The sequence below is a fragment of the Neorhizobium huautlense genome, from assembly GCF_002968575.1.
Classification (GTDB): Bacteria; Pseudomonadota; Alphaproteobacteria; order Rhizobiales; family Rhizobiaceae; genus Neorhizobium; species Neorhizobium huautlense.
This window is the reverse complement of sequence record NZ_PVBM01000001.1, coordinates 48,030-73,867: the sequence shown is the minus strand read 5'-3', so window position 1 is coordinate 73,867 and position 25,838 is coordinate 48,030. Positions and strand designations below refer to the sequence as shown.

Sequence of the window (25,838 nt, the reverse complement as noted above, 5' to 3'; positions counted from 1 at the left end):
ATTTTGATGACTGGTACGGAGTTATTAACGCGACGCGCAAACCGCCGCCCGCTCCTCGTCGCGCTGCCACTGGTGGCGGCGCTTGTCACCGGCTGTGGCAGCAGCGCGAACAACGATACGTTCGATCTGTCAATCACCCCAGCAGGCCAGGGGCCTTCGGCACGCAACCGGCAGATCCTGATACCCGAGCCGACGGCCGTCAAGCTTTTGAACAGCGAGCAGGTGGTGGTTCGCGTTTCCCCGTCGGAAATCCAGTATCTTGCCAACTCCCGATGGGGAGATCGCCTGCCGGCTCTCGTTCAGTCAAAACTCGTCGAAGCGTTCGAAAACTCCGGTCGTCTCGGTGGCGTCGGTAAACCGGGGCAGGGCCTCGCCATCGACTATCAGGTGGTGACCGACATCCGGGCCTTTGAAGTAAGCGCCGGCAGTCCCCGGGTCGCCGTTGTCGAAATTTCGGCAAAGCTGCTGAACGACCGCAACGGCACTGTGCGCGGCCAGAGCGTCTTCAAAGCCACCTCGCCAGTCTCCGGCTCCGAGAACCGTCATTTTATCGAAGCGCTCGACAAGGCTTTTGCCAAGGTTGGGGCGGAGATTGTCGACTGGGCGCTCAAGTCGATATAGGGCGTCGTTTCACCGCCTGGGGCAGCAGCCAAATCCGCAACTAAAAAGGTCGTCTTTGAGGCGGCCTTTTTAGTCTGTCTATTGTCGTTGCCTTCAGTTGAACCGGCCAGCGGCATGGGCGAGCATCGTATAGACCTTGCCCGTATCCGATGTGAGGTAACTCTGGGTGACAGTCTTGTCGCGGTCAGTGCGGGCGACATCGGCGAGCAGCTTTTCGAAGTCCGCGATGTAGCGGTCGACAGCGGTACGGAATTCCGGCTCCCGCTCGTACTTGCGCTTGATTTCATCGAACGTCTGCTGACCTTTCAGCGTATAGAGACGGCGAGTAAAGACATCGCGTTCGCCGCGCTGGTAGCGGCGCCACAGGTCGACCGATGCGTCGTGATCGATCGCCCTGGCAATGTCCACGGAGAGCGAATTCAGCGACTCGACCATGTGGCGAGGATTGCGATTGTCTCCATTGCTGCGGGGTGCCGGCGCAGGTTCGGCCGCGCGCACCGGCTGCTGCTGGCGTGGTACCGGAGATTCACCCAGTTCATCGCGCGATGCGCCGCGGAGCAGATTGCTGATCCAGCCGTCATCGCTGGCATTGCCGCCGCGGGGGGCCGGTTCAGGCGCGCGTGAAGCCGGCGTCTGGGCAGGCCGATCAAGCGGAAGCGCGCCTCGCAGCGAGCTTGCGCCATATGTATCGCTGCGAGGAGCAGGCGGAGCGGGCTGCGGCGGGACAGGCGCAGGAGCGGCAGGCTGGGGACGAGCAGGTGCCGGAGCCGGACGGCTGGCGGAAGCCTCCGAAACTTCGAAATTCTGCGTCGAGCGTCCAACCAGGGCAGAAATGTCCTGGAGGGCCTTGATCTGTTCGGCGACCGCACGACGCATTGCGGCAGCGCTTTCTTTGGCCTCTTCCGGAAGATCGAAGGCACCGCGCTTGAGTTCCGAGCGGGTCGTATCCAGCTCGCGCCGGATGTCCTGGGCCGAACGCCGGATTTCATCGGTTGCGCCGGAGAAGCGATTGATGGCTTCCTCGACCGACTGGCGCAGCGTCTCGCGAAGTTGTTCTGCGGCACTGCCGGACCGGTCAGTGGCATCCGACAGAAGCCGCTCGACGTCGGTGAGGGACGCAGAGATACTTCCGCGCATCCGTTCGGAAAGGTCGCGCGTTCTTTTCTCGGCATCCGACAGGGTCGACTCGATGGCACGGGTGGCGTCGCCACCGGCATTGACTAGGGCTTCCCGCATCGCGTCGGCCGTTACTTCGGCGCGATGCTGGGTTTCACCGAGCGTGCGGCCGATGTCGGCGAAGGAGGCATGCAGGCTTTCACGCAGTCGCGAGCCGACCTGCAGGGAGCGTTCCTCGGCCTTTTCGAAAGCGCTGTCCACAAGGCCTGTGAGGTTGCGCATCGTCCCTTCGATTTCTTCCGAGCGCTTGAGCAGGCCGCCTGCCAGGCTGCGGAGCGCATTCTGACGTTCATCCAGGGTGCTGGCGAGGTTAGACTGCGCAGCACCGAGGAGGTCAGATGCCTCAGACAGCACTCTGGAATGTTCATCGAAGCGGCCGACGATACCTCCGACTTGCTCAAGAGTCTGACCAAAGACTTCGGACATCCTCTCGATGTTGGTTTCGAGCATGCGAGTCGAGCCGGACACAATATCTGCAACATGGCCCGCCGATTGCGAGAAGCGGCTGGCCGTTGCGCCGAGCTTGCGGTCGGCCTCGGCGAGATGCTCAGCAGCGACGTCCGTGGTACTGCCGATATCCTGCGCTGCCTGCTGAACCATGGCGCTGATGCTGGAATTGCTTTCAGCGAGCTTGTCGATGAGGCTGTTCACAGCCGCGGACAATCCCTGCTCAACATAGCGCATGGTGCCGGCGGCATTTTCAGTGCGCTGGGTGATGGCCGCCAGGGTATCGTTGGTTCGGGTGGCGATGGCGTCGATGAGGGCGGAATTCTCGCTACGGATCCGGGCGGCGGTTTCCTCGGCCGTCGCAGAAAGGCGTTCTGCACCCTGCTGGGCGGCGCCCGTGATCTGCTCCACTGCAGCGCGACCGGTCTCGGCATATTCCTCGACCATCGGTTTTGCCTTTTCGTCGAGAAGGCGGCTGAGTTCGGCCGAACGGCTGGCGAGCATGGAGTTCAGGTCGCGAGTACGGTTGTCGAGCGCCGAACGGATTGCCTCGCCGCGAGCCGCAAGCGCGCGGTCGACGGCGTCCATGGCATTGTCAAGCTGGTCTGCCGTTTCCGTGAGCGTGGTGCGGATATCGTTGCCGCGTTCGCCAAGCGCCTTCTGGGCATCGTCCAGAGCCTCCGAGATCGCCGTCACCTGCTTCTTCACGAGGCTATCGGCTTCGGCGACCTTGTTGACGATCGCGTTTCCGGCTTCGGAGAAGGCATGCGCGACAGTCGCAGCTTGGCCGGCCAGCCTGTTCTGCGTCTCGGAAATCCGCCCGACGATCTGGATTGAGCGGTCCTCGATCGCCTTGGTAAATTCGCTGTTGCGATTTGCCAATTCTTCCGTGAACTCGGCGCCTGCGCGGGCAAGCACTTCCGCCGAGCGTGTGGCCTCGCTGTCCATGCTTTGCGCCGCGGCGCTGACGGCTTCGCGCAACGTCGAGGCGAGGCCGACGGCCTTGCTTTCGATTGTCTTGGTCACATTATCGAGCCCGATCGTCAGGGCGCGGTCGATCGTGCCGAGACGCTCTTCGATACGGGCGGTGCGTCCGTCCATCGTGTCGGCGATCCGGTCCGTGGCCTCGACGGCAACGCGCTCCAGCTCCGCCGTGCGGCTATCAAGCGCGGCCGAAAGATTGCTTCCGGCGTCGTTGACAAGCTGGGTGGCATTCACCACTTCGCCACGGATGCGATCCTCAAGGCCGCCGAACGTCGATTCGATCCGGCTACCGGTCTCCTCGAGAGCCCCCTGAACGCCGCCGACAGTCTGGCGGATACGATTGGAGAAGGCATCTGCCGACCGACCGATCTCGCCGGCGGCGTCGGAAAGGCGAACGGCCAACGTGCCGACGTTGTCGCGCAGCCGCTCTTCCAGCGATTGCCCGGCGGTGTCGATGGCGTCCTTCAACGCGCTGTTCTGAGTCTCGAGCGTCATCTCCAGCATACCGGCGCTCGCCGCGATGGACGTGCTCAGCGATGTTGCCTGATCCTGCATCAGGTCGCCGATCTGGTTGCGCGCGTCGCCCAGCGTGTTGGCAAGCAGGCCGGTCCGCTCTTCGAGCGTTTCCCGCATTTGGTCGTGGCCGGAACTGAGGGTTGTCTCGAGCTGCTGATGGCCGAGGCCGATGGTCGCCGCAATCCGCTCCTGCGTGGAGCTCATGACGGTTTCCATCCGCTCCAGGCCGCCGGCCAAGCCTGCTTCAAAGCGGCCCGTGCCGTCGGTAAGAGCGCTTTCGATGCGATTGCTGGCGTTGCCCACGGCTTGTTCGAGCCGCTCTCCGCCCGATTCCAGGATACGCGAAAGCTCCGCGGTGCGGTTTTCCAGCGAGAGGTCGAGATTGAGCTGGTTATCGGCATAGGCGTTGTGGATAGCCTCTGCCCGGGCCGCGAAAGACTGCTCGATGCGGCTGTCGGCATCGGATAGCACATTCACCAGCGCCGAGGCCTTGGCGTCCAGCATGCCGGAAAGACGATCTTCGCCAAGCGCGAACGACGTTGCGATTTCCATCGACTTGTCGTCCAGGAGTTCGGCGAGCTTATCGCGGTTGGTGTTCAGAGCTTCATGAATCTCGAACGTGCGACGCCCGAGATCGCCGCTCATGCGTTGTTCGGTTTCGGACAGGGCACGCGCGATGGCTTCCGACTTTTCGTCGAGCATGCCGGTGAGCCGGTCCTCGCCAAGCGCAAAGGACGTGGCGATCTCCATGGACTTGTCTTCGAGGATCTCGGAAATCCGCTCGCGATTGGTCTCCAGCGAGGCCTGCATCTGCGACGCGTGGCGCCCGAGATCGCCGCTGAGCCGTTGCTCGCTTTCCGACAAAGCGCGCGCGATATGATCCGCCTTTTCATCGAACATGCCCGCGAGCCGCTCCGGCGCGTTCGACATCAGAGCGTCGATAGCTGCGGTTTTCTGGCTGAGCACCTCGGTCAGATGGTCGTGGCTGCCGGAAAGCGCAGCGATGATCGCACCCGAGCGGATTGCCAGTCCCTGTTCGAACTTGGTCTGGTTTTCTGTGAGCGTATTCAGAAGAGCGCTGTTGCCATCCGTCAGGGTGCTCTCGATCTGTCGATGAGCGCCTGTGAGGCCCTGCTGGAGCTCGCTCGTACGAGACGCGAGCACTTCCTGGATCTCTGCGGTCCGGGAACCCAGAACATCCTGGATTTCCGCGGTGCGAGAGCCGAGAACGTCCTGGATCTCTGCAGCGCGGGAGCCCAGAGCGTCCTGGATTTCGCTGCTGCGCGCAGACAGTGCATCGGAAAGCTCGCGCGAGCGGCTTTCGAGCATGGAGTCCAAAACTTCCTGGCCGGTGCCGAGGGTGGTGGCAAGCGCGAAGGATTGATCTGTCAACGACGAGCTGATGCGTTCGATGCTGGAGCTGAGAATATTTTCGATAGACTCCGAGCCGCTCGCCACCGTCTCGTTGATACGCGCCAGGCTGTCCATCAGCTTGCTGTCGAGCGAACCGGCCCTCTGATCGAATGCGGAGGTAAATTGAGAAACGCTGTCGTCGAATGTGGTGCTGAGGTGACCCACGGTCGCCTGCAGGCGCTCCTCGAAGAAACTGGAGCGCATGTCGAGGTCCATGACGACATCCTCGACGGTCGTCTGAAGGCTCTGGCGGAAGGAGGAACCCTTTTCCTCCAGCGAGCTGTTGAGGCTCGACAGTATTTCGTCGAGCGAGCCGGTAAGGGTCCTTTCGCTGCTGGAAAGCCCTTCCGTAATCTCTCGCGTGCGGGCCAGCAGGGTCTCGTTGAGCTGCCGGGTGCGATCTGCGAGCGCGGCATTCAATTTCTCGGTGTTGGCGTCGAGAGACGAGGCGCGGGTTTCGAACTCGGTCAGGAGCGCCTGGCCGCGCGTCGAGAGCACCGAGGTAAGCTGATCCATCCGCTCATCAAATTCATGGGCGAGCGCAAAGCCGGAGGAGTTCAAGGTTTGGAGCAGGTTTTCTGCCTTGGTGGTCAGCAGCGTTCCGAGCGCCTCGCCGGCGGCATCGGACTTCTCCATGAGTGCGGCTGCCCGGGTATCGATCATCGAGGCGAACGCTTCGCCCGAGGTCGCAAGGCGGATCGAGATCTCTTCCGTGGCCAGCGAAAGCTCTTCCTTGAGCTGATCGTGGGCGCCAACGATCGACGAGCGGATACGCTCGGCATGATTGACGATCGCATCGCGCTCTGTGCCGAGTTCGTGAACGAGACCGCGGACGCGCAGTTCATTGTCGGTAAAGCTGCGCTCGAGTGCGTTAACTTCCGAATGTACCAGCGTTTCGAGTTCTGTGGCGCGGGCGATCGTGCGTTCGATGCCTTCGTTCATCGCGGAGACTTCACGACGTACGGCTTGGCCGACGCTCATGATGCGCTCGGAGGCGATGGTCTCCGGCTCGGAAAGGCGAAGCGCCACCTCGGCCATGGAGCGGGCGGCGTTTCTGAGGTCCTGTGCCCGCGCCATCATGATGGCGAACGCGAAGAACAGCATGATCGGGATGAGGATCCCGACTGCGAGGGCGACAATGCCTGGAGCGGCAAGCACGCCTGCAACGGAGGTGATTTCCCAAAGCTGGTTGCCGTAGATGACTTGCCCCAGCCCGATGCCGGCCACCGCCCAAAGAAGGGAAATGATCACAGCATTACGGATAGCGGAGCGCATGGCGCCGCCTTCGAGCGTCCTGAGGATCGCGCTGGCGCTGCGTCTGCCGGCATCGTTCGCAGGCTGGAACGTCGGCGACTTGGCTGCAGCTTCGGAGACGGCCGACCTGAACGACTCGGCGGGCTCCTCTTGATGTTGCGGAGAAGACGGACGCTGCTTGGGTGTGTCTGACACTCTTGTCTCCGAGGCATGGGGCGCGGATCTGCTGCGCGGCGACTCATCGTTGAAATTGATCTTCAGAGCTTCTTCCAGCGCCTGGAAAGCCGTCTCGTCGATCGACTCGCTGCTCGTTTTCTTCGCCATGCGGTTACGCCTCGTTACATACTCGCCCGGCAATCCCATCAGACGCGCTGCCGCCCGCAGACCGACAGATGGAACACTGCCTGCCGGAAACCCGTGCCTCATCATGGGGCTTGAGTTTCCTATTCATTTTCATGTCGGACGGCCGTTCTTTCAAACGGATGATAATGAAAGCTTACCAACCTGCCATCCGTGGCAAAAGGAGAATATTCCCCGCCACCTTAGTCGTACTGTAGTGGCACATTCGGCTCCCTGGCACAATTAAAACGCCGGCCAGGGAGATCCGGCGCTGAATGTTGTTAACAGAATTTAAACCATCGCCAGATGCAAAAGTCCTAAAATCTCGGGAGCTTAGCAGAAATTAACCATATGGGAAGATTTCAGCCCCGATTGTGCCGGAATTTAACGGGATAGCCGGCTCCGACCCGCACAATTCGGGACATGTAAGAACAACAACAAGGAAACTTCCCATGGCAGTGGCAGCCGTCAGTATTGCGTTTGACGCCCCCGAACACCAAGGCGGCGCTTGCCCGTCTCAATCCCGACCGATTGATCTTGTCCATCTCGCGACACAGACCATGGGCGACAAGGCTCTGGAGGTTGAGGTGCTTCAGATGTTTGCACGCCAGGCTCGGCGGGCGCTACAGGATCTTGCCGTCGCGGACACGACCGCTACCGTCGCAATAGCTCATCGCCTGAAAGGGGCGGCCAACGCAGTCGGCGCCTTCAAGGTCGCTATTGCGGCCCAGAAGCTCGAGGACAGTGGCGCAGATACGGCCCTCAAGGCAGCTGTCGGGGCTGTGGTCGTGGAAGCGGAGAACTTCATTAACAAGCTCTGCCGCTGAGAGCGCCCCTTTATACATAGGGCGCCCGTGGAACAGCCCGCGGCGCCCGAAAATGTTGACTGCGCCGGGGTTTTATTGGAAGACAGCGCGCTTAAATAGAGCAGCAACCTTCAACATCCCGGATTTCCAATATCATGACGAAAATTTCGATCGTTGCCTTTGACGGAACGCGCTTCGATATCGAGGCCGAGCCGGGCTCCACGGTTATGGAGAATGCGGTTCGCAATTCCGTTCCCGGCATCGAGGCCGAATGCGGCGGTGCCTGCGCCTGCGCCACCTGTCATGTCTATGTCGATGAAGAGTGGACCGAAAAAGTCGGCCCGCCGTCTCCGATGGAAGAAGACATGCTCGATTTCGCATTCGAGGTGAAGCCGACCTCGCGTCTTTCCTGTCAGATCAAGGTCAAGCCGGAACTCGATGGCCTCGTGGTCAACGTGCCCGAGCGGCAGGCCTGATCACGCTTCGGATTGCCGGCAAAAAAAAGCCTCGCTGCGCAGGAACGGCAAGCGAGGCAAGGCGGGCGCATCACCGACAGGCGAGGGAGGAGACACCTGCGGCTGAAGACGCGCCAGGAGAACAATACGCAGGAGACCGTTACGCGGAACGCTTGAAACCGCTGCTTGCGACGCCCGGCGGTACCGATAGCGCGCTGATTGGTTATACCTTCCGCCTCAATCTCTGGAACATGCGGCAGGTAAGTTATGTCTTAGTTTTATCCGAGATTCGTATTTTAGACTATCACCATAAATCACCTGTCATTGACAGGATGATGCGCAAGCTTCGCAAAAGGTTCGCGGGTGGTCTATTTGCCGCCCCGTTTCAGGCGGTATTGCAGCAGCCGCATCATACGGGCATCGAAATTGGCTGCCTCGACCTGATCGAATCGCAGCTGCTCGCGGTCATGCGCCTCCAGAATGCGGCGCGTCGTGTCCGCCACCCTTTTTTCCAACGCGTCGCAGCTTCTCTGGGAGGGAAGCGCCAATAGCTCTCTTTCCAGCTGACGGGCGTGGTTGCGGGCGATCTCGGCGTGCCTCTCCTCGTGCCGCTTGATATCGGCCGACAGGGTATCCCAGATGAAGCGGAGGTCGTTGGCGGCCCTGCCACGGTTGCTCCAGCGGGGAAGTATGATGCGGGTGCGAAGCGTCACACGAGCGCCGCCGATTGAGCAATTGCCGCCCTTTTCTACGTAGGTAGCGTCGCCCCCGAATTTGATTTCGGTCGCACCGGGATGGCGGTGACCCGAGGTGCGGGTTATCGGTCCTCGTTTCTCCAATTCCTTGTCGAGGTCTTCCGCCGTGCGACCGCCGATCCGGAAATAGGAATAGGTCTTGCTGATCAGAGGTTCGGCGGTGGCTGGCGCAGAGATCACGCAGGAGACAAGAATTGCACCGAAAAGTCGGTGGACTCTGCGCATCAAAAACATTCTGGGGCCTGCGACGTTGAACTTGGGGTTAGCTTGGGGCATAGCCAGAAGGAGCGCAACATAAAGGCATCAAATTTTGCGTGATCCTTCGACAGATGGGCGGCGGGTGGTATCGCGCTGCAACAGCACGTGGCGCGTGGGGCACGGCCGAACCCTCGAACTCGGTTTTCAAGGCCATATCATGGCGATCATCAATGTCACGCCTGATTCGTTTTCCGATGGCGGACGTCACGCGACTCTGGAAAGCGCCTTCGTTCATGCGATGGCTTGCGTAAAAGACGGCGCAGTCATCCTCGATATCGGCGGTGAATCAACGAGGCCGGGTGCGGCAGAAATTGCGCCTGCCGAAGAGCAGGATCGTGTCCTGCCGGTGGTCGAGAAGCTGCGCGCTGAGACGGACGCGCTCATTTCGATAGATACCTACCGCGCCGAGACAGCCAGGCTCGCGGTCGCAGCCGGCGCCCATATCATCAACGACGTGCACGGCCTGCAACGCGAGCCCCTTATTGCCGATTTCGCTGCGGCGACAGGCGCCGGGGTGTGCATCATGCATACTGGCCGTGGACGGGAGCAGGAGAGGCTTGCCGACAGGATCGACGACCAGGAGTTCTTTTTGACGGAGTCCGTGAGCATTGCACGAAAGGCTGGGGTGCCGGATGAGGCGATCGTGCTCGATCCGGGTTTTGGTTTCGCGAAGAACAAGGACGATGACCTGGAATTGATCGCCCGCTTTCCCGAGTTGCACCGGCTTGGTTTTCCACTGCTGGCCGGCACGTCCCGCAAACGCTTCATCGGCGCCGTGACGGGCCGCGAGCGGGCGGACGAACGTGATATCGGCACTGCCGCAACCACCGCCATGTTGAGGCTTGCAGGCGCGTCCATATTCCGTGTTCACAATGTCGCGGCCAACCTGGATGCGCTGAGGATGGCGGATGCCGTGCTGGCAGCGGCCAGTGCCCGTGAAGAGAAGAGAGGCTAATCCGTGGGCATATACACGATCACACTGAAAAACTGCGGCTTTTATGCAAAGCACGGTGCCTTTGAGCAGGAGGCCTCTCTCGGCCAGCGGTTCTTCCTGGACGTGGTGATGGACGTGGAGGCGGACGACGCTCTCGAAAATGACGATGTCGCGAGCACGGTTCATTACGGCATAGCCTACGAAATCGTGGAGAGGGTCGTGACCCAGAACCGCCGCAACCTGATTGAGACGCTTGCCAAAGACGTGGCCAAGGCATTGTGTGCATGGTCCCCGCAGATCAGGCGTGCGGATATTACGGTGCGCAAGCCAAGTGTCCCGATTCCGGGCATCCTAGATTATGCAGAGGTCCGTGTTGAACACTTTGCCTGAAGACGCCTTGCATATTGCTGCGCTTGGGTTGGGAGGCAATATAGGCGACCCGCCGGCAGCAATGGCGGAAGCTTTGCGACAACTGGATGCGAGGGATAGCTGCCGCGTCGTATCGGTCTCCAGACTTTATTCCACGCCGCCATGGGGCAAGACGGATCAGGCGGATTTTTTCAATTGTTGCGCGCTGGTGGAAACGCGGCTCGATCCGGAGGATCTGCTCGAAATTTGTCTATCGATCGAGCGTGCAATGAAGCGCGTGCGTCTGGAGCGTTGGGGGCCGCGCATCATCGACATCGACATCCTGACTTATGGTTCTCGTGAAATGAAGACCTCGAAACTGGAAGTGCCGCATCCGCGGATGACGGAGCGCGGCTTCGTGATCATGCCGCTTGCGGACGTCGCGCCTGATCTTATCGTGAAGGGAAAGGTGGTGCGCGACTGGCTTGAAAACGTCGATACGGCGGGCATCAAGGTCGCGGAGGAGAGCCGGGACTGGTGGCGGCGCGTGTAAGCGCGCGCCGTCTACTGTTTGATCGAGCCGACCGCGATCGAATCCATGTCGCGATCCAGGGAAAGCCCGATAACGGGTACCATCTGGTCCTCGACCTTGACCGAAATGGTGATGTTCATCTTGTTTTCGTCGCGCAGGCTGGCGACCATGGCGCCATTGAGCTTGGCACGATTGATGCCCATGACCACCTTGTCGCCATTGACCGAACCGGAAATGATATCAAGTCCCTTGCCGTCGGCACCATCCAGAAATCTTCCGGTGTAGCCGCGGCCGTTTTGGGTGATGACGGCAGACATGGGCTGCTGGAAAACGCCGACGCGGCAGGTCCCGTCGAGCTTGATACCGATGTCTCCCTCCGGCGTGGGAGCGCCAGTGAGATTGCAGCTGAATTTCGTGCCCTTGTATTTGCCGGCGACGATTTCACCAGGCCCCTTCCATACGCCGGCGACCGATTGAAAGAAGGCCTTGTCGCGGGGAGCAGCCTCGGCTTCGGGCGCCATGGCGGAGGTTGCCGCAACGGCTAGAACGGCGAGCCCGCCGAGAAGCGAAAAGAAGCGCGGATACATAAACTTTCCTCTGGCAAGCAGCGACTGTAAGAGGCCTGTAATTTAAGCTGGAATGGTTAACGAGTGGTATCGGCGACGGAGGCTGCGCCATCCTGCGCCCGCCGATCATTCACTTTTGGAACCGCCGATCGACGCGATATCCGAAAGAAAATCGCCTATTCCAGGCCGTTTGACTGCCCTGAACGGCAACGGTCTGCAGAGATCCATCGCAGCAATTCCAATGCGGGCGGTGAGCAAGCCATTGATCACTCCTTCACCCAGCCGGCTTGAGAGTTTCGAGGCCAATCCATGGCCCAGGACCTGCTGTGCAAGGCTGTCCCCAACCGCGATCGAGCCAGTTACTGCAAGATGCGCAATTACGTCACGCATGAGCCGCAGCAGACCGAAGGTTCCGGGCCTGCCACCGTAAAGCTCGGCCATGGCCCGGATGAGCCGCGTGACTTCGAAGAGCACATAGGCGAGATCGACAATGGCGCGCGGGCTGACGGCCGTGACGATCGAGACTCTCTTGGCTGAGCCGAGAATCAGCGAGCGGGCCTTACGATCGAGCGGCGCCAGCAGTTCCCGTTCCGCGAGATCGAGAAGCTGCGGGCCGTCTATGATTTCGTCCTTGGTGGCGTCAAGCGCCGTGCGGCCCTTGGCGGTCTCCGCGCGGTGACTGAGCAGTTTGCCGAGTGCGGCCACGACCGAGCGCGCGGCCAGCGGACGGGGGGATCGGACCGCTTCCTCCGCCTCCGCCTTCAATGTCTGGACGGCCGAAAGCCGCATCATTCCGAATATTTCGCGCCCCACGATCACCGCCAGCGCGAGCATTCCAAGCCCGAGCGCGGCCAGTGCCGCATAACCCAACCAATCGGCGCGCGCGAAGAGATCACGGATGACGCGATCGGCCCAGAGGCCGAAGGCTAGCGACAGGAAGGTACCAAAGGCGCCGATCGCGAGGTTGGCGAAGGAAAATCTTCTTCGGGCCCGAGGCTCGGCAACGGGGATCGCTTCCGTGGTCAACTCCGAGGGTGAGAGGAATGGATCCTGCTCGTCCGGTGTGATGGCGACGTTATCGGCAAAACTGCGCGGACTGCGCCGAGCGGGTGTAACCACGTCGCTTTGCGGCGTGTTCTTTTCTTCCACGTCAAAGGAAGCAGGCCGACGGTTGCCGCTCTCGGATTTTTCGGGCGGTCTCATGCGAGGCGGTCTCCAAACAGAAACTGCATGGCGCGGTCCAATCGGATATGCGGAACGGAGAGTTTTACGCCGCCATTCGTCTCATCGAGTGCGGGCGGGCGGAAACGCACGACATTGAGTTCCGGAAGCTCCGCATTTGGTTCATCGAGATGTTGAAACAGCAAATCAGGATTTTCAGGCAAATCACCGGGAAATATAGCTGTTTTTCTGTTTCCGTCGAAGCATTCGCCATTGATCGTTTCGCCTGCGATGGGCGTGCCGACGATCACCGGCAAAAGATGGTTGCCTTCCTTCACCGTGGCTTCCCTGGTGGCACGGACCGAGGCGATCGCCATGACTTCGATGCCGGCGCCGGCCATGCCGATCCGCTGGATTGCCCGATCCACGAGCCGGCCGGTCAGCCTCTCCAGCCGGTCATGGCTTTCGTGGTGCAGGTGATCGGCCTTCGTCGCCGCCACCAGAACCTTGTCGATCTTGCGCCCGACCAGAGACGAGAAAAAGCTGTTATGGCCGGGCTGGAAGCAGGCGAGCACGTCCGCGAGTGCGCGCTCCAGATCCTGCACCGCTTCGGGGCCGCGATTGATGGCCTGCAGTGCGTCGATAAGGACGATCTGCCTGTCCAGTCGGGCGAAATGTTCGCGGAAGAAGGGTTTGATCACAACGTTTTTGTAAGCATCGTAACGCCGCTCCATCATCGCCCTCAGCGAACCTTTGGGTGCCTTCGTTGCAGGCAAGTTCGGCAGGGGCGCAAATGTCAGCGCCGGAGAGCCTTCCAGATCACCCGGCATCAGGAAACGACCGGGCGGCAGGGTGGAGAGGGAACGCTCGTCAGCCCTGCAGGCCCTGAGATAGGAAGCAAAGCTTTCTGAAAGTCGGCGCGCCGTCATTTCATCGGCCGGTGCGTCCAGATCGACGTTCGCCGCGAGCGTCAGCCATTCCTCCGAGAGAGCCCTCCTGATGCCGGTGCCGGCAAGCGCTACGGTCTTCTCGCTGAACTCGCGAAAGTCTTGGGCGAGAAGCGGCAGGTCGAGCAACCACTCGCCTGGATAGTCGACGATGTCGATCGAGATTCGGCCGCGGGAGAACATGCGGTTCCAGCCGCTCGCACTCTCATAGTCCAACGTGATGCGCAGCTCCGAAATGGCTCGTGTGGAATCCGGCCAGATTCGGTCCCGCACCAATGCCTGGATGTGGTCCTCGTATTGGAAGCGGGGGATTGCATCGTCCGGCTGCGGTTCGAGCCTGACCGCTGAAATCCGGCCGGACCGCATCGATTCGAAGAGCGGCAGGCGGCCATCGTTCAGCAGATTGTGGACCAGCGACGATATGAAAACCGTTTTGCCGGCGCGCGACAGGCCGGTAACACCAAGTCTAATCGTCGGATGAATGAGACCCGAGGCGCGGTCGGCGAGATTGTCGAGCGCAATGCGGGCGTCATCGGTAAGGCTGGTAAGCGAAGGCGGCAAAATGTCGTTCCGGGTCCAGAGTTTCCGATAATATAGGATGCGCAGAAAGCGACGCAAAGGCGACGCAGTATCTTACCTGGTCACGTCAGCCCCTCAGGCCGTCAAAAAATCCACCAGGGTCCAAGCGGTGGCGGTGCCGGCGGAGAACCCGCGATAGTCCAGAACCGCGAGGCCGGCGGGCGGATAGCCGCCTGGAATGGTGGCTATCATCTGATCTGAGCCGATCAGTGCTTCCAGCAGCTCTTCCATCGTCGGGTTGTGGCCGATCAGCATTACCGATTGGCTTTCCTTCTGACCTTCGAGAATGGCCAGATAGGTCCCGAGGGAGCCATTGTAGAGTTCGTCGATGTAAATCGGCTCGATCATCTCGCTGACGGCGCGACGGATCGCCTCGGCCGTCTGGCGGCAGCGCACGGCGGTCGAACTGATGACGATCTCAGGCAGATAACTGCGGTCCGCGGCTTTGTCTGCGACGATTTCAGCCTCTGCAAAACCCTGATTATCCAGCGGACGCTCGAAATCATGCTGACCCGGCTCCGCCCAGCCCGATTTGGCGTGGCGCAGGAGATAGATGCGGGAAGGAGGAGGAGTGATCGTCGTCATACCCGGCGCCGGAACTGAGATTGGAATGGATGGTTAGCCTTTCGGCGGGATGTTCGTCAACTCCAGGGAAGTTCCGGCGTTTCGCACTACAAGTCCGTCGGATGCGGCTGAAGAAGATAGGAGCAGGGAAATAAAAGCATAAAAAATAGCCGTTTAACTGATTTTTATGACAATTTTAAAAATGCTTTAAAGACCGGCGCAAGGCTTGAACCAGCATAGTTGAATAGGATATAGAGGCGCCGCATGAGATGTTCTTCAGGAGAATCGCGTTGAGTGAGAAGATCGATCTTGGCAATTATGTGCTCTCGGAAGACGACGAGTTCATGAATGCAAATCAGAAAGCGTATTTCCGGGCAAAATTGATCGCTTGGAAGAATGACATCCTGAGAGAAGCGCGGGAAACCCTGGGCCATCTGGCTGAAGAAAGCGCCAATCATCCGGACCTCGCGGACCGGGCCTCCTCTGAAACCGACAGAGCTATTGAACTTCGTGCCCGCGACCGTCAGCGGAAGCTGATTTCCAAAATCGACGCCGCCCTTCAGCGCATTGACGATGGCACCTACGGATATTGTGAGGAAACCGGAGAGCCAATCGGCCTCAAGCGGCTCGACGCTCGTCCGATTGCGACGCTGTCGATCGAGGCCCAGGAACGCCACGAGCGCCGCGAAAAGGTCTATCGAGACGAATAAATTTTCCGGTTCTGCAGCGAACTAGTTCAAGGCACGGTTTTTCCGTGCCTTCTTTGTTGTTCGCCCAGCATGGGCGCATTCTTGTGGGTGGAAGTCCCACCGTAAGCTGGTCATGGCGAGCGAAGTGAAGCGCAACTGCGGAAGGGCGACCGACCGTGGGGAGGAAGCGTGGATCGAACCTGCGGGCCGATGGACAAGAACCGGATATGAGGCGGTGCCGACCAGGGCGAGCGGGCAACATTCCGCGAAGCTCTTGTGACCAAGGGGCGGTGGCGTAAATCCGGCGGTCGTGCAGCGAAGGAATGCGTTCTTACCTGGGGAGATCTCGCCTTGTGCCTGAAAGGGCGACGGTGTCGAGCCGGAGCGAGAAGTCAGCAGAGGCCGTAGTAGGAGCGCCTTGCGCGAACGAAGGGCCGAAGGAGCGGAAGGGAGAGCCGCTGGTTATCGGATTTGAATGGTCTCAGATGGTCGCGTCAGCGAAGCTCGCCGATCTGGAAGATAGGGTGAAGCCCGAAGGGCCACGGCAGCGAGAAATCAAATCCGCCGAACCAGAATAAGCAAACCCAGGCGCCAGGCCGGGAGAACTACGGGCCTGACGACCTCAACTGCTCCAACCGCCCGGTGCGGACCCGCATGCCGGGTGGTGTGGGAGGGGCGGAGCCAATAGGCTCCCCCCTATCCCGATTGTGCAAGTCGCCCGATGGAGCGCCAAACTATTTATTGCGGGTCGCGGACATTTCGCCGAAGATCCGGGTAACTTCGGTTTGCAAGGACGGTTCGGGTGTTGCGCCAGTGACGAGCGGCACGGCCGCCTCGTGAGGCGGCGTCCGGCGGTTCGACTGGCCAAGGATTGCCGGGTCACGGGTGGCCAAGTTGTGCGCCATCTCTTCCTCGAGCAGCCGGTCAAAATCGCTGCCGAGCTGTTGCGGCTTGTCCGCCGCGGACTGGAGCGATGCAGGGACCGTTTGCGGGGTGACTGGCACGATGCGCGACTCCTCAGCGTCCTGCGACACCTCTGGACGGGCGACATCTATCCTATTGGCCGAGCTGGCGAGGGGATGGGCGGTGGTCGCGGCTGCCGCCAAAGCGGCAATCGGTCGTGACGGTTCGGCCTGTGCCTCGGGCGCCGGTCGAGCAGGCAGTTCTACTTTCGGCGCCGAGGTTGAGGCTGGGGCCGACGTTCCTGCGGCCCGCACGGGCATCGCTGACGATGAGCGGGGCGGCTCGCGAAGCGGGAGACCCTCCCGAACGGCCTGGCCACGGGGTTCCGCTGCAGACGGTCGCTGGGGCGGGGCTGGACGCGGCTCGACCGGCATTGCCCGGTTTTCCGCAGGTGGTTCGGCGGGAGCTGCGGAAGGCAAGTCGCGTGATACCGGGCGTAAAGACGCTGCCGGCGTCAAATTGGCGGCGGTCGATATCCCGCTTTCGATGACGATATCGGTGGGGCCGCCGATCATGATCAGATGTTCGATATCGTCGCGGCGAACGAGGACGAGGCGCCGGCGCGTGTCGACCGCAGCGGCATCAAGCACCTGAAGCCGAGGTTGACGGTTCTTTCCGCCTCGGACGAAGGGCGATGGACCGTTTCGGCCGCGAATCATCCACAAGACGCCTGCTAGCAGGAGAAGGCCTACACCCACTCCGACGACGGCGATCACGAGGCGGCTGCCATAGGTGCCTAAAAGGTCTCCGAACATGTGTTGCCACTCCTCATGCGAATGCTGGCGTAAAAGACGATTTTTTTCCTGCCGAGGCAAGTTGCCGATCGCCGTTGTCCAAACCTGACAACCGGCCTGAAATGACAAAGATAGGTCAGCTTGGCAAACTGTCCCGGGTTTTGTGGCCCTGTGGAGCTTTTTGCCGACTATGCAAGTTGCTAAGAAGGAATCGCGGGATTCTTCCCGCGGGTGACCAGGGCCGCGAGGCTGGCCGAAATGCGAGGAATTGATGACGAAGTTGCAGCAAGGCGGCAACTACGAAGCGCCATTGGTGGAACGGAGCGCACGCGGCGGCACCATCGTCCGGATCGTTCTTCTGGCTCTCGTGCTTTGCGGCGTTGCGGCCGGTTTCGTGTTGTTCCAGCACGCACTCGACAATGAGGTCGTGCTCGGTCTGCTCGGTATTCTTGCCATGGTGGGGATTTTTTTTCTTGTCTCCTCCCTGATAGGCCTCGTCGAGGTTATGCCGCAATCGCGATCGGACGAACTTGCACGCGGTTTTCTAGCCAGTCATCCCGACGGCATCCTCATTACTGATCCCAAGGGGCGTGTTCTTTACGCCAACGCCGCCTATGGCCGGATGACCGGTGCGACCAAGGCGAGCAATGTGCAATCGCTGGAAGCGCTGCTTTCCAGGACCCGCGAATCGACGGAGGCTCTTTACCGTTTGACCACCGCGTTGCGGGAAGGCCGCGAGGGGCATGAGGAGTTCAGGCTGCTGCAGCCGCTCGGTCGAGCGACGGGCAACGGTTCCGGTGCGCACTGGTATCGCCTCAAGGCGCGGCTACTTGGAGCTTCCGGCAAGAGCCAACTCGATATCTGGCAAATCACCGACATCACCTCCGAACGCGAGGATCAGGAGCGCTTCTTCCGCGAATTGCAGAACGCGATCGATTATCTTGACCATGCCCCGGCCGGTTTTTTCTCTGCCGGACGGAAGGGCGAGATCTTCTACCTCAATGCGACGCTCGCCGAATGGCTGGGTATCGATCTGACGAAGTTCACGCCGCGCTCGATGACGATTGCGGATATGGTGGCAGGCGAGGGCATGGCGCTGATCCAGTCCGTTCAGGCAGCCCCCGGACTGAAACGGACGGAAACCCTGGACCTCGATCTACGCCGCACCAACGGCCAGAGCCTGCCTGTTCGCCTCGTGCACAATGTCAGCGCCACCCGGGATGGCGCGCCCGGCGAAAGCCGCACGATCGTATTGGCGCGGCCGAAGGGCGGAGAAGGGGATCAATCCGCGTCTGCCATGCGGTTTACCCGGTTCTTCAACAATACGCCGATGGCGATCGCATCAGTCGACGGCGCGGGCAAAATCCTCCGCATCAACGCGCCGTTCCTCAAGCTGTTTGCAGGGGTGGTTTCGCGCGACGAGATCGACTCGGGCGTGGAGCTCGAGCGCATCGTGCACGAGAACACACGCCAGCAGCTGATGCAGGCGCTTGCCGCCGCCAAGGACCGGCAGGGGGACATTCCGCCGATCGACTCTCGCCATCCGGGCGATGAGAATCGTTATGTGCGCTTTTATGTGAATGCCGTGATCGACGAGAGCGACGAGGCGCCGGAGGAAGCGGCCATCGTATACGCGGTGGAGACGACCGAGCAGAAGGCGCTCGAGACCCAGATGGCCCAGACGCAGAAGCTGAACGCGGTGGGAACGCTGGCAGGCGGCATCGCCCACGACTTCAACAATGTTTTGACGGCGATCCTGCTTTCGTCCGACCATCTGCTTTTACAGGCGCGGCCCTCCGACGCGAGTTTTGCAGATCTCATGGAGATCAAGCGGAACGCCAATCGTGCGGCGGTGCTGGTGCGGCAGTTGCTTGCCTTCTCGCGCAAGCAGACCATGCGTCCGGCGGTGCTGAACCTCACCGATGTCGTGGGTGACCTGCGCATGCTGGTCGACAGGCTGATTTCCGGCACGAATGTGAAGCTGGAAGTGGATTACGGACGCGACCTGTGGCCGGTCCGCACCGACCTTTCGCAATTCGAACAGGTGCTGATCAATCTGTGCGTCAACGCCCGTGACGCGATGCCGACTGGCGGGACGATCCTGATCAAGACACGCAATGTGTCTGCGGAGGAGGCGTCGGATTTCCACCAGGCCGACCTCCCTTCGGAAGATTTCGTCATGGTCGAGGTCTCCGATACCGGCACGGGAATCCCGCCTGCAATCATGGACAAGATCTTCGAACCCTTTTTCACCACCAAGGAAGTCGGGAAGGGAACTGGGCTTGGCCTTTCGATGGTATACGGCATCGTTAAGCAGTCCGGCGGTTATATCTATCCCGAATCGGAAGTCGGTCGCGGGACTAGTTTCCGGATATTCCTGCCGCGCCACATTCCCGAGACGCCTGCGGTCACTCCAGGAGCTGCGGCTACCGCCGAGCCAGCGCCTTCCGTGCCTGTTCCGCCGGCGTCTGCCGCCGAGGACATGGACCTCACCGGAAAGTCCGCAGTCGTGCTTCTGGTCGAGGACGAGGAGGCGGTGCGTCGCGGCGGCAAGCGGATGCTGGAGACGCGCGGTTACACGGTCCACGAGGCGGGTTCCGGCGTAGAGGCGCTCGACATCATGGAAGAGCTGGAGGGCAGGGTCGACATCGTCGTCTCCGACGTGGTGATGCCGGAGATGGACGGACCGACGCTGCTTGCCGAGCTCCGCAAATCGTATCCGGACCTGAAATTCATCTTCGTGTCCGGCTATGCCGAAGATGCGTTTGCCCGCAACTTGCCGGCCGATGCCAAATTCGGTTTCCTGCCGAAGCCGTTCTCGCTGAAACAGCTCGCCGTCGCCGTCCGGGAAATGCTCGATTCGGATTAGGAAGATGCCGATCGAAATTCCGAACTTCCGCGATTCGTCCCGCAATTGCAGCGAGACGTTTGTTTTCCCAAGTGAATTTTCATGTGATTCATTGGCGTGAACATGACGGGAACGGAAGCCGAATAGCTATTTTCCGTCAAACTGTTGATCGGCTATTGCCAAATGAGAACAAAATAGGTACATCAGCTTTATCGGCTGCTTCATTGCTTGCGCGGCGGCAATAACCTAAAGGTGGGATCTCATGGCACAGAATAGTTTGCGGCTGGTAGAGGAAAAAGGCGTGGACAAGAGCAAGGCGCTGGAAGCGGCACTGTCGCAGATCGAACGTTCCTTCGGCAAGGGATCGATCATGAAGCTCGGCTCGAACGAGAATATCGTCGAGATCGAAACGGTTTCCACGGGCTCTCTGAGCCTCGATATCGCACTCGGAATTGGCGGTCTGCCCAAGGGCCGCATCGTCGAGATCTACGGCCCGGAAAGCTCGGGCAAGACGACGCTCGCATTGCAGACGATCGCCGAAGCGCAGAAGAAGGGTGGCATCTGCGCCTTCGTTGACGCAGAACACGCGCTCGATCCGGTCTATGCCCGGAAGCTTGGCGTCGATCTCCAGAATCTCTTGATCTCGCAGCCGGATACGGGCGAGCAGGCGCTTGAAATCACCGATACGCTGGTCCGCTCCGGCGCCGTCGATGTTCTCGTCGTCGACTCGGTCGCAGCGCTGACACCGCGCGCCGAAATCGAGGGGGAGATGGGTGATAGCCTGCCGGGTCTGCAGGCCCGCCTGATGAGCCAGGCTTTGCGTAAGCTGACCGCCTCTATCTCCCGCTCGAACTGCATGGTCATCTTCATCAACCAGATCCGCATGAAGATCGGCGTCATGTTCGGCTCTCCGGAAACCACCACCGGCGGCAATGCGCTGAAATTCTATGCGTCGGTTCGTCTGGATATCCGCCGCATCGGCCAGGTGAAGGAACGCGAAGAGGTCGTGGGCAACCAGACGCGCGTGAAGGTCGTCAAGAACAAGATGGCGCCTCCCTTCAAGCAGGTTGAATTCGACATCATGTATGGCGAAGGCGTTTCCAAGACCGGCGAACTGATCGACCTCGGCGTCAAGGCCGGCATTGTCGAGAAGTCCGGCGCCTGGTTCTCCTACAACAGCCAGCGTCTCGGTCAGGGCCGCGAGAACGCGAAGCTCTTCCTGCGCGACAACCCAGAGCTTGCCCGCGAGATCGAGATGTCGCTCCGCCAGAATGCGGGCCTGATCGCCGATCGCTTCCTGCAAAATGGCGGGCCGGATGCCGACGACGGCGACGCCGCCGCAGAAATGTAAGCGGTTCCGCCGCATTCAGGGTTTCCCTGGCCGCTTACTTTTGAGCCGGCCGCCATCGAAAGATGAGCGGCCGGTTTCTCGTTCGGTTGGAGGGTGGGGCGGCTGGACAGTTGGGGGTGCGGACGATACAAGCCTTTGGTTTCGAATAACAGCATCGCATCCGGCGGTAAAAAGGGCCTAGCATGAGCGGCGTGAATGAAATCCGGTCGACCTTTCTCGACTATTTCCAGAAGAATGGACACGAGGTCGTGGCCTCAAGTCCGCTGGTGCCGCGCAACGACCCGACGCTGATGTTCACCAATGCCGGCATGGTGCAGTTCAAGAATGTCTTTACCGGTCTGGAAAAGCGCCCCTATTCGACGGCTGCCACCGCGCAGAAATGCGTGCGCGCAGGCGGCAAGCACAATGACCTCGACAATGTGGGGTATACCGCGCGCCACCACACCTTCTTTGAGATGCTCGGCAATTTCTCCTTTGGCGACTATTTCAAGGAACGCGCGATCGAGCTCGCCTGGAACCTGATCACCAAGGAATTCGGCATCGACCGGAACCGCCTGCTGGTGACCGTGTACCATACGGACGATGAAGCTTTCGGCCTCTGGAAGAAGATCGCTGGGCTGGCTGACGAGAAGATCATTCGTATTGCGACAAGCGACAATTTCTGGGCCATGGGTGATACCGGCCCCTGCGGCCCCTGCTCGGAGATCTTCTACGATCACGGCGACCATATCTGGGGAGGTCCTCCCGGTTCGCCGGAGGAGGATGGCGACCGGTTCATCGAGATCTGGAACCTCGTCTTCATGCAGTATGAGCAGGTGACGAAGGAGGAGCGGATCGATCTGCCGCGTCCGTCGATCGACACCGGCATGGGCCTGGAGCGGGTTGCGGCTCTTCTGCAGGGGCAACACGACAACTATGACATCGACCTTTTCCGCGCGCTGATTTCAGCCTCGGAGGAGGCGACCGGCGTCAAGGCCGAAGGTGAACGCCGAGCCAGCCACCGCGTCATCGCCGACCATCTGCGTTCGTCCGCCTTTCTGATTGCCGACGGCGTTCTGCCGTCCAATGAAGGCCGTGGTTACGTGCTCCGCCGCATCATGCGCCGCGCCATGCGTCATGCGCAGCTTCTGGGCGCTCGTGATCCGCTGCTCTTTAAACTCCTGCCGACGCTGGTGCAGCAAATGGGCCGCGCCTATCCGGAACTGATCCGCGCCGAAGCGCTGATCGCCGAGACGCTGAAGCTTGAGGAAACCCGCTTCCGGAAGACGCTCGAGCGCGGACTTTCTCTCCTTTCCGATGCAACAACGACGCTCGGCAAGGGCGACATGTTGGACGGAGAAACTGCCTTCAAGCTCTACGACACCTATGGTTTCCCGCTTGATCTGACGCAGGATGCGTTGCGTGCTCGCGAAATCGGCGTGGACATCTCCGGGTTCACCGATGCGATGGAGCGGCAGAAAGCCGAAGCCCGCTCCCATTGGGCCGGCTCAGGCGACAAGGCAACCGAGACGATCTGGTTCGAGCTCAAGGAGAAATTCGGCGCGACCGAGTTCCTCGGCTACGATACCGAGGCGGCAGAAGGCGTGGTGCAGGCGATCGTGCGGGATGGCAAGACGGCTGAGAACGCTGCTACGGGAGAGCAGGTTCAGGTCGTCGTGAACCAGACGCCGTTTTATGGCGAATCCGGCGGACAGATGGGCGATACCGGTGTGATCTCCACCGACAATGCCACGCTGAATGTCACGGATACCCAAAAGAAGGGCGAGGGTCTCTTTGTCCATACCGCGACGGTTGCTGCAGGTGTGCTGAAGGTGGGCGAGGCGGTCGCGTTGACGGTCGATCATGTCCGCCGGTCGCGTATCAGATCCAACCACTCCGCCACCCACCTCCTGCATGAAGCGCTGCGGGAGGTGCTGGGCACGCACGTCGCCCAGAAGGGGTCGCTGGTGGCGCCGGAACGTCTGCGCTTCGACGTATCGCATCCGAAGCCGATGACAGCCGAGGAATTGCAGAAGGTTGAGGACATCGCGAATGCCATCGTCCTTCAGAATGCGCCGGTCGCCACCCGCCTGATGAGCGTCGATGACGCGATCGCGGAGGGCGCCATGGCATTGTTCGGCGAGAAATACGGCGACGAGGTGCGTGTCGTCTCGATGGGCAAGGCTATTGCAGGCCCCAAGGCCGGCAAGCTCTATTCCGTCGAGCTCTGCGGCGGAACGCACGTGAATGCAACGGGTGATATCGGCCTCGTGCGTATCCTTTCGGAGAGTGCTGTGGCCGCTGGTGTGCGCCGTGTCGAAGCCGTCACCGGCGAAGCGGCCCGTGCCTATCTTGCCGAGCAGGATGAAAGGGTGAAGACGCTTGCCGGTGCACTGAAGGTGCAGCCGGCCGACGTCGTTTCCCGGGTCGAGGCATTGGTCGACGAACGGCGCAAGCTCGAACGGGAACTGGCGGAAGCGAAGCGCCGGCTCGCCATGGGTGGCGGGCAGGGCGGTTCGACCGATGATGTCCGCGAAATCGCAGGCATCAAATTCATGGGTAAGGCATTGGCGGGCATCGACGCCAAGGACCTGAAAGGGCTGGCAGACGAAGGTAAGGCAAACCTCGGTTCCGGCGTGGTCACTCTGGTCGGCGTCTCGGAAGACGGCAAGGCGAGTGCCGTCGTGGCGGTAACGCCTGACCTTACCGGCCGCTTCAGCGCGGTCGACCTGGTGCGGATTGCTTCTGCAGCACTCGGCGGCAAGGGCGGCGGCGGTCGACCGGACATGGCTCAGGCCGGCGGTCCGGATGGCGCCAAGGCCAATGATGCGCTCGAGGCGGTTGCGGCTGCGCTGGGCGCCTGACCAATCTCAGGGAAGGCGGGCTGAACCCGCTTTCCCTCTTCAAGGAAAGATCAATGGGCGTGAACGCCATGATTGAGGACGAACTTGAAGGGGCCATTGACGGCCTGCTGCCCGCTCTGTTTCGCGACGCGCCAAGTTCCGTCTCGTTCAACAAGCTGCGCAAGCGCCTGCTCCGTCAGGTGCGCCAGGCGTTTGACGATTTCCAGATGCTGAAAGGCCAAAAGCGCTGGCTCGTCGGTCTTTCGGGGGGCAAGGATTCCTATTCCCTGCTGGCGATCCTGCTGGATCTTCAATGGCGCGGCCTTCTGCCGGTCGAATTGATGGCCTGCAACCTGGATCAGGGACAGCCGAATTTTCCCAAACATGTGCTGCCGGATTACCTTGCGTCGATCGGCGTGAAGCACCGGATCGAGTATCGCGACACCTATTCCATCGTGAAGGAGAAGGTGCCGGAGGGCGCGACCTATTGTTCGCTCTGTTCGAGGCTCAGGCGCGGCAACCTCTATCGGATCGCGCGAGAGGAGGACTGTGATGCTCTCGTTCTCGGGCATCACCGCGAGGACATTCTGGAAACCTTCTTTATGAACTTCTTCCACGGCGGCAGGCTCGCTGGCATGCCGGCAAAGCTTCTGAATGATGAAGGGGATTTGATGGTCTTGCGGCCACTCGCTTACTGCGCCGAGGACGATCTGGCAAAATTTGCCTCCGCCATGCAGTTTCCGATCATCCCATGCGACCTTTGCGGATCGCAGGACGGCCTTCAGCGCAATGCGATGAAGGCGATGCTTGCGGATATCGAGGCTCGCATGCCGGGCCGCAAGGACGCGATGCTGCGAGCTCTTGCCCATGTCAATCCGTCCCACCTCCTCGACCCGAAACTTTTCGATTTTTCCGGCCTCCAAGCCACAAGAACCTGAGACTTTTCAATGACCCCTCCGCTAGACGTCACCAAGCTTGCCGACCTTTTGCGCCTTGCTGCCAAATCCGAGATTTTGCCGCGCTTCCGAAGGCTGGGAAATGACGATGTCCGCTCCAAGAGCGAGCCGACCGATCTGGTGACGGAAGCGGACGAAGCGGCAGAGCGCTTGATCCGGCGCGAGATGGAGGCGATCGCCCCCGGTGCGCTTTTCGTTGGGGAAGAATCGGTTGCCGCCGATCCGTCCTTGCTCGGCAAACTCGCCGATGCGGAATTCGCGGTGGTCGTCGATCCGGTCGACGGCACTTTCAACTTCGCCTCCGGCATTCCGGCCTTTGGCGTGATGGCGTCGGTCGTGTGGAAGGGCGAAGTGATTGCTGGCATCATCTATGATCCCATGGGTGACGACTGGATCATGGCTGAAAAGGGTGCCGGTGCTTTTCTGCGCCGGCCGGATGGCGAGGCGATCCGACTTTCCGTTGCCAAATCCCGTGCGATCGATGCGATGGTCGGCATGGCTTCGCCCGGCTATTTCTTCGGGGAAGATCGCGAACGCATCCTCGGCAATCTCGCCAAGGTCCGATTCTTTGCAAACTATCGCTGCTCGGCTCACGAATATCGCACCTTCGCGGGCGGCCACGTACAGTTCGTACTCTACAATAAGCTGATGCCCTGGGATCATCTGGCCGGTACGCTGATCGCTGCCGAGGCGGGCGGTTATATCGCCCGCTTCGACGGCTCAGCCTATCGCCCGCACCACGTCGATGGCGGCCTCCTCGTCGCCACCGACAAGGAGAGCTGGCAGATGCTGCGCGACGAGATCATCGGGCACTAAACGG

Annotated in this window: 19 protein-coding genes; 12 read left to right on the top strand and 7 right to left on the bottom strand. The window is 60.7% G+C overall.

Translation table 11 applies throughout. From position 1 onward, the window contains the following. Positions 1-6 precede the first annotated feature (6 nt). Positions 7-621 carry an ABC-type transport auxiliary lipoprotein family protein gene (locus C5L12_RS00345; protein WP_105370029.1) on the top strand — a complete coding sequence of 205 codons (615 nt, stop codon included), beginning with the start codon at positions 7-9 and terminating at the stop codon, positions 619-621. A 93-nt stretch (positions 622-714) separates the two neighbouring features. On the opposite strand, the gene C5L12_RS00340 is transcribed toward C5L12_RS00345, so the two are convergent. Next, positions 715-6,735, bottom strand: coding sequence for an apolipoprotein A-IV repeat region-like domain-containing protein (locus C5L12_RS00340; RefSeq protein ID WP_105370028.1), 6,021 nt, complete (start codon positions 6,733-6,735; stop codon positions 715-717). Between the two features lie 473 nt (positions 6,736-7,208). Between C5L12_RS00340 and C5L12_RS00335 the strand changes: the two genes are divergently transcribed. Together C5L12_RS00335 and C5L12_RS00330 are read left to right on the top strand one after the other, a co-directional pair. Further along, positions 7,209-7,577 (top strand): Hpt domain-containing protein, encoded by a 369-nt coding sequence (locus C5L12_RS00335; protein WP_105370339.1) that lies wholly within the window; start codon positions 7,209-7,211, stop codon positions 7,575-7,577. A 134-nt stretch (positions 7,578-7,711) separates the two neighbouring features. After that, complete coding sequence (locus C5L12_RS00330) at positions 7,712-8,032, top strand: 2Fe-2S iron-sulfur cluster-binding protein (RefSeq protein ID WP_105370027.1); 321 nt, start codon at positions 7,712-7,714, stop codon at positions 8,030-8,032. A 347-nt stretch (positions 8,033-8,379) separates the two neighbouring features. Here C5L12_RS00330 and C5L12_RS00325 read toward each other — a convergent pair whose 3' ends face one another. Further along, positions 8,380-8,991, bottom strand: coding sequence for a DUF922 domain-containing Zn-dependent protease (locus C5L12_RS00325; RefSeq protein WP_170109029.1), 612 nt, complete (start codon positions 8,989-8,991; stop codon positions 8,380-8,382). Between the two features lie 190 nt (positions 8,992-9,181). On the opposite strand from C5L12_RS00325, the gene folP reads away from it, so the two are divergent. From folP to folK, 3 genes are read left to right on the top strand one after another with little or no spacing between them, the layout of a single operon-like run. Then, a complete protein-coding gene (gene folP, locus C5L12_RS00320; RefSeq protein ID WP_105370338.1) occupies positions 9,182-9,979 on the top strand; it encodes a dihydropteroate synthase in 798 nt (265 codons plus the stop codon). A 3-nt stretch (positions 9,980-9,982) separates the two neighbouring features. After that, positions 9,983-10,348 (top strand): dihydroneopterin aldolase, encoded by a 366-nt coding sequence (gene folB / locus C5L12_RS00315; RefSeq protein ID WP_105370025.1) that lies wholly within the window; start codon positions 9,983-9,985, stop codon positions 10,346-10,348. Beyond that, a complete protein-coding gene (folK, locus tag C5L12_RS00310) occupies positions 10,332-10,859 on the top strand; it encodes a 2-amino-4-hydroxy-6-hydroxymethyldihydropteridine diphosphokinase (RefSeq protein ID WP_105370024.1) in 528 nt (175 codons plus the stop codon). Before folB ends, folK begins: the two co-directional genes overlap by 17 nt. 11 nt (positions 10,860-10,870) lie before the next feature. On the opposite strand, the gene C5L12_RS00305 is transcribed toward folK, so the two are convergent. The 4 genes from C5L12_RS00305 to C5L12_RS00290 all read right to left on the bottom strand — a co-directional run bounded on the left by C5L12_RS00305 (position 10,871) and on the right by C5L12_RS00290 (position 14,676). Then, positions 10,871-11,425: a hypothetical protein gene (locus tag C5L12_RS00305; protein ID WP_105370023.1), complete on the bottom strand. Its 555-nt coding sequence runs from the start codon at positions 11,423-11,425 to the stop codon at positions 10,871-10,873. 105 nt (positions 11,426-11,530) lie between these two features. Beyond that, a complete protein-coding gene (locus tag C5L12_RS00300) occupies positions 11,531-12,607 on the bottom strand; it encodes a YcjF family protein (protein ID WP_105370022.1) in 1,077 nt (358 codons plus the stop codon). Continuing rightward, entirely contained in the window at positions 12,604-14,073 is a 1,470-nt protein-coding gene (locus C5L12_RS00295; RefSeq protein WP_105370337.1) for a YcjX family GTP-binding protein, read from the bottom strand. Before C5L12_RS00295 ends, C5L12_RS00300 begins: the two co-directional genes overlap by 4 nt. A 93-nt stretch (positions 14,074-14,166) precedes the next feature. Continuing rightward, positions 14,167-14,676, bottom strand: coding sequence for a SixA phosphatase family protein (locus tag C5L12_RS00290; RefSeq protein ID WP_105370021.1), 510 nt, complete (start codon positions 14,674-14,676; stop codon positions 14,167-14,169). 269 nt (positions 14,677-14,945) lie between these two features. On the opposite strand from C5L12_RS00290, the gene dksA reads away from it, so the two are divergent. Then, complete coding sequence (dksA, locus tag C5L12_RS00285) at positions 14,946-15,365, top strand: RNA polymerase-binding protein DksA (RefSeq protein WP_105370020.1); 420 nt, start codon at positions 14,946-14,948, stop codon at positions 15,363-15,365. Between the two features lie 713 nt (positions 15,366-16,078). Here the strand turns inward: dksA and C5L12_RS00270 are convergent. Beyond that, positions 16,079-17,062: a flagellar biosynthetic protein FliO gene (locus C5L12_RS00270; protein ID WP_105370018.1), complete on the bottom strand. Its 984-nt coding sequence runs from the start codon at positions 17,060-17,062 to the stop codon at positions 16,079-16,081. A gap of 250 nt (positions 17,063-17,312) precedes the next feature. Here C5L12_RS00270 and cckA point away from each other — a divergent pair, with 250 nt between their 5' ends. The 5 genes from cckA (at position 17,313) to C5L12_RS00245 (ending at position 25,834) form a co-directional block, all read left to right on the top strand. Further along, positions 17,313-19,910 carry a cell cycle histidine kinase CckA gene (gene cckA, locus C5L12_RS00265; RefSeq protein WP_105370017.1) on the top strand — a complete coding sequence of 866 codons (2,598 nt, stop codon included), beginning with the start codon at positions 17,313-17,315 and terminating at the stop codon, positions 19,908-19,910. A gap of 241 nt (positions 19,911-20,151) precedes the next feature. Continuing rightward, positions 20,152-21,240, top strand: coding sequence for a recombinase RecA (recA, locus tag C5L12_RS00260; RefSeq protein ID WP_105370016.1), 1,089 nt, complete (start codon positions 20,152-20,154; stop codon positions 21,238-21,240). A gap of 182 nt (positions 21,241-21,422) precedes the next feature. Beyond that, the gene (gene alaS, locus C5L12_RS00255; RefSeq protein ID WP_105370015.1) at positions 21,423-24,083 is read left to right on the top strand and encodes an alanine--tRNA ligase; all 2,661 of its coding nucleotides are present in this window, start codon (positions 21,423-21,425) and stop codon (positions 24,081-24,083) included. A gap of 53 nt (positions 24,084-24,136) precedes the next feature. After that, entirely contained in the window at positions 24,137-25,000 is an 864-nt protein-coding gene (ttcA, locus tag C5L12_RS00250; protein WP_105370014.1) for a tRNA 2-thiocytidine(32) synthetase TtcA, read from the top strand. A gap of 9 nt (positions 25,001-25,009) precedes the next feature. Further along, positions 25,010-25,834, top strand: coding sequence for an inositol monophosphatase family protein (locus C5L12_RS00245; protein ID WP_105370013.1), 825 nt, complete (start codon positions 25,010-25,012; stop codon positions 25,832-25,834). The last annotated feature ends 4 nt before the right edge of the window (positions 25,835-25,838 follow it).

Bases quoted from the DNA above. Each gene is read 5' to 3' on its own strand.
- C5L12_RS00345 (WP_105370029.1), top strand. From the start codon at position 7: ATGACTGGTACGGAGTTATTAACGCGACGCGCAAACCGCCGCCCGCTC.
- C5L12_RS00340 (WP_105370028.1), bottom strand. From the start codon at position 6,735: ATGGCGAAGAAAACGAGCAGCGAGTCGATCGACGAGACGGCTTTCCAG.
- C5L12_RS00290 (WP_105370021.1), bottom strand. From the start codon at position 14,676: ATGACGACGATCACTCCTCCTCCTTCCCGCATCTATCTCCTGCGCCAC.
- C5L12_RS00245 (WP_105370013.1), top strand. From the start codon at position 25,010: ATGACCCCTCCGCTAGACGTCACCAAGCTTGCCGACCTTTTGCGCCTT.
- C5L12_RS00330 (WP_105370027.1), top strand. From the start codon at position 7,712: ATGACGAAAATTTCGATCGTTGCCTTTGACGGAACGCGCTTCGATATC.
- C5L12_RS00270 (WP_105370018.1), bottom strand. From the start codon at position 17,062: ATGTTCGGAGACCTTTTAGGCACCTATGGCAGCCGCCTCGTGATCGCC.
- recA (WP_105370016.1), top strand. From the start codon at position 20,152: ATGGCACAGAATAGTTTGCGGCTGGTAGAGGAAAAAGGCGTGGACAAG.
- C5L12_RS00300 (WP_105370022.1), bottom strand. From the start codon at position 12,607: ATGAGACCGCCCGAAAAATCCGAGAGCGGCAACCGTCGGCCTGCTTCC.
- alaS (WP_105370015.1), top strand. From the start codon at position 21,423: ATGAGCGGCGTGAATGAAATCCGGTCGACCTTTCTCGACTATTTCCAG.
- C5L12_RS00325 (WP_170109029.1), bottom strand. From the start codon at position 8,991: ATGCGCAGAGTCCACCGACTTTTCGGTGCAATTCTTGTCTCCTGCGTG.
- ttcA (WP_105370014.1), top strand. From the start codon at position 24,137: ATGGGCGTGAACGCCATGATTGAGGACGAACTTGAAGGGGCCATTGAC.
- folP (WP_105370338.1), top strand. From the start codon at position 9,182: ATGGCGATCATCAATGTCACGCCTGATTCGTTTTCCGATGGCGGACGT.
- C5L12_RS00305 (WP_105370023.1), bottom strand. From the start codon at position 11,425: ATGTATCCGCGCTTCTTTTCGCTTCTCGGCGGGCTCGCCGTTCTAGCC.
- cckA (WP_105370017.1), top strand. From the start codon at position 17,313: ATGACGAAGTTGCAGCAAGGCGGCAACTACGAAGCGCCATTGGTGGAA.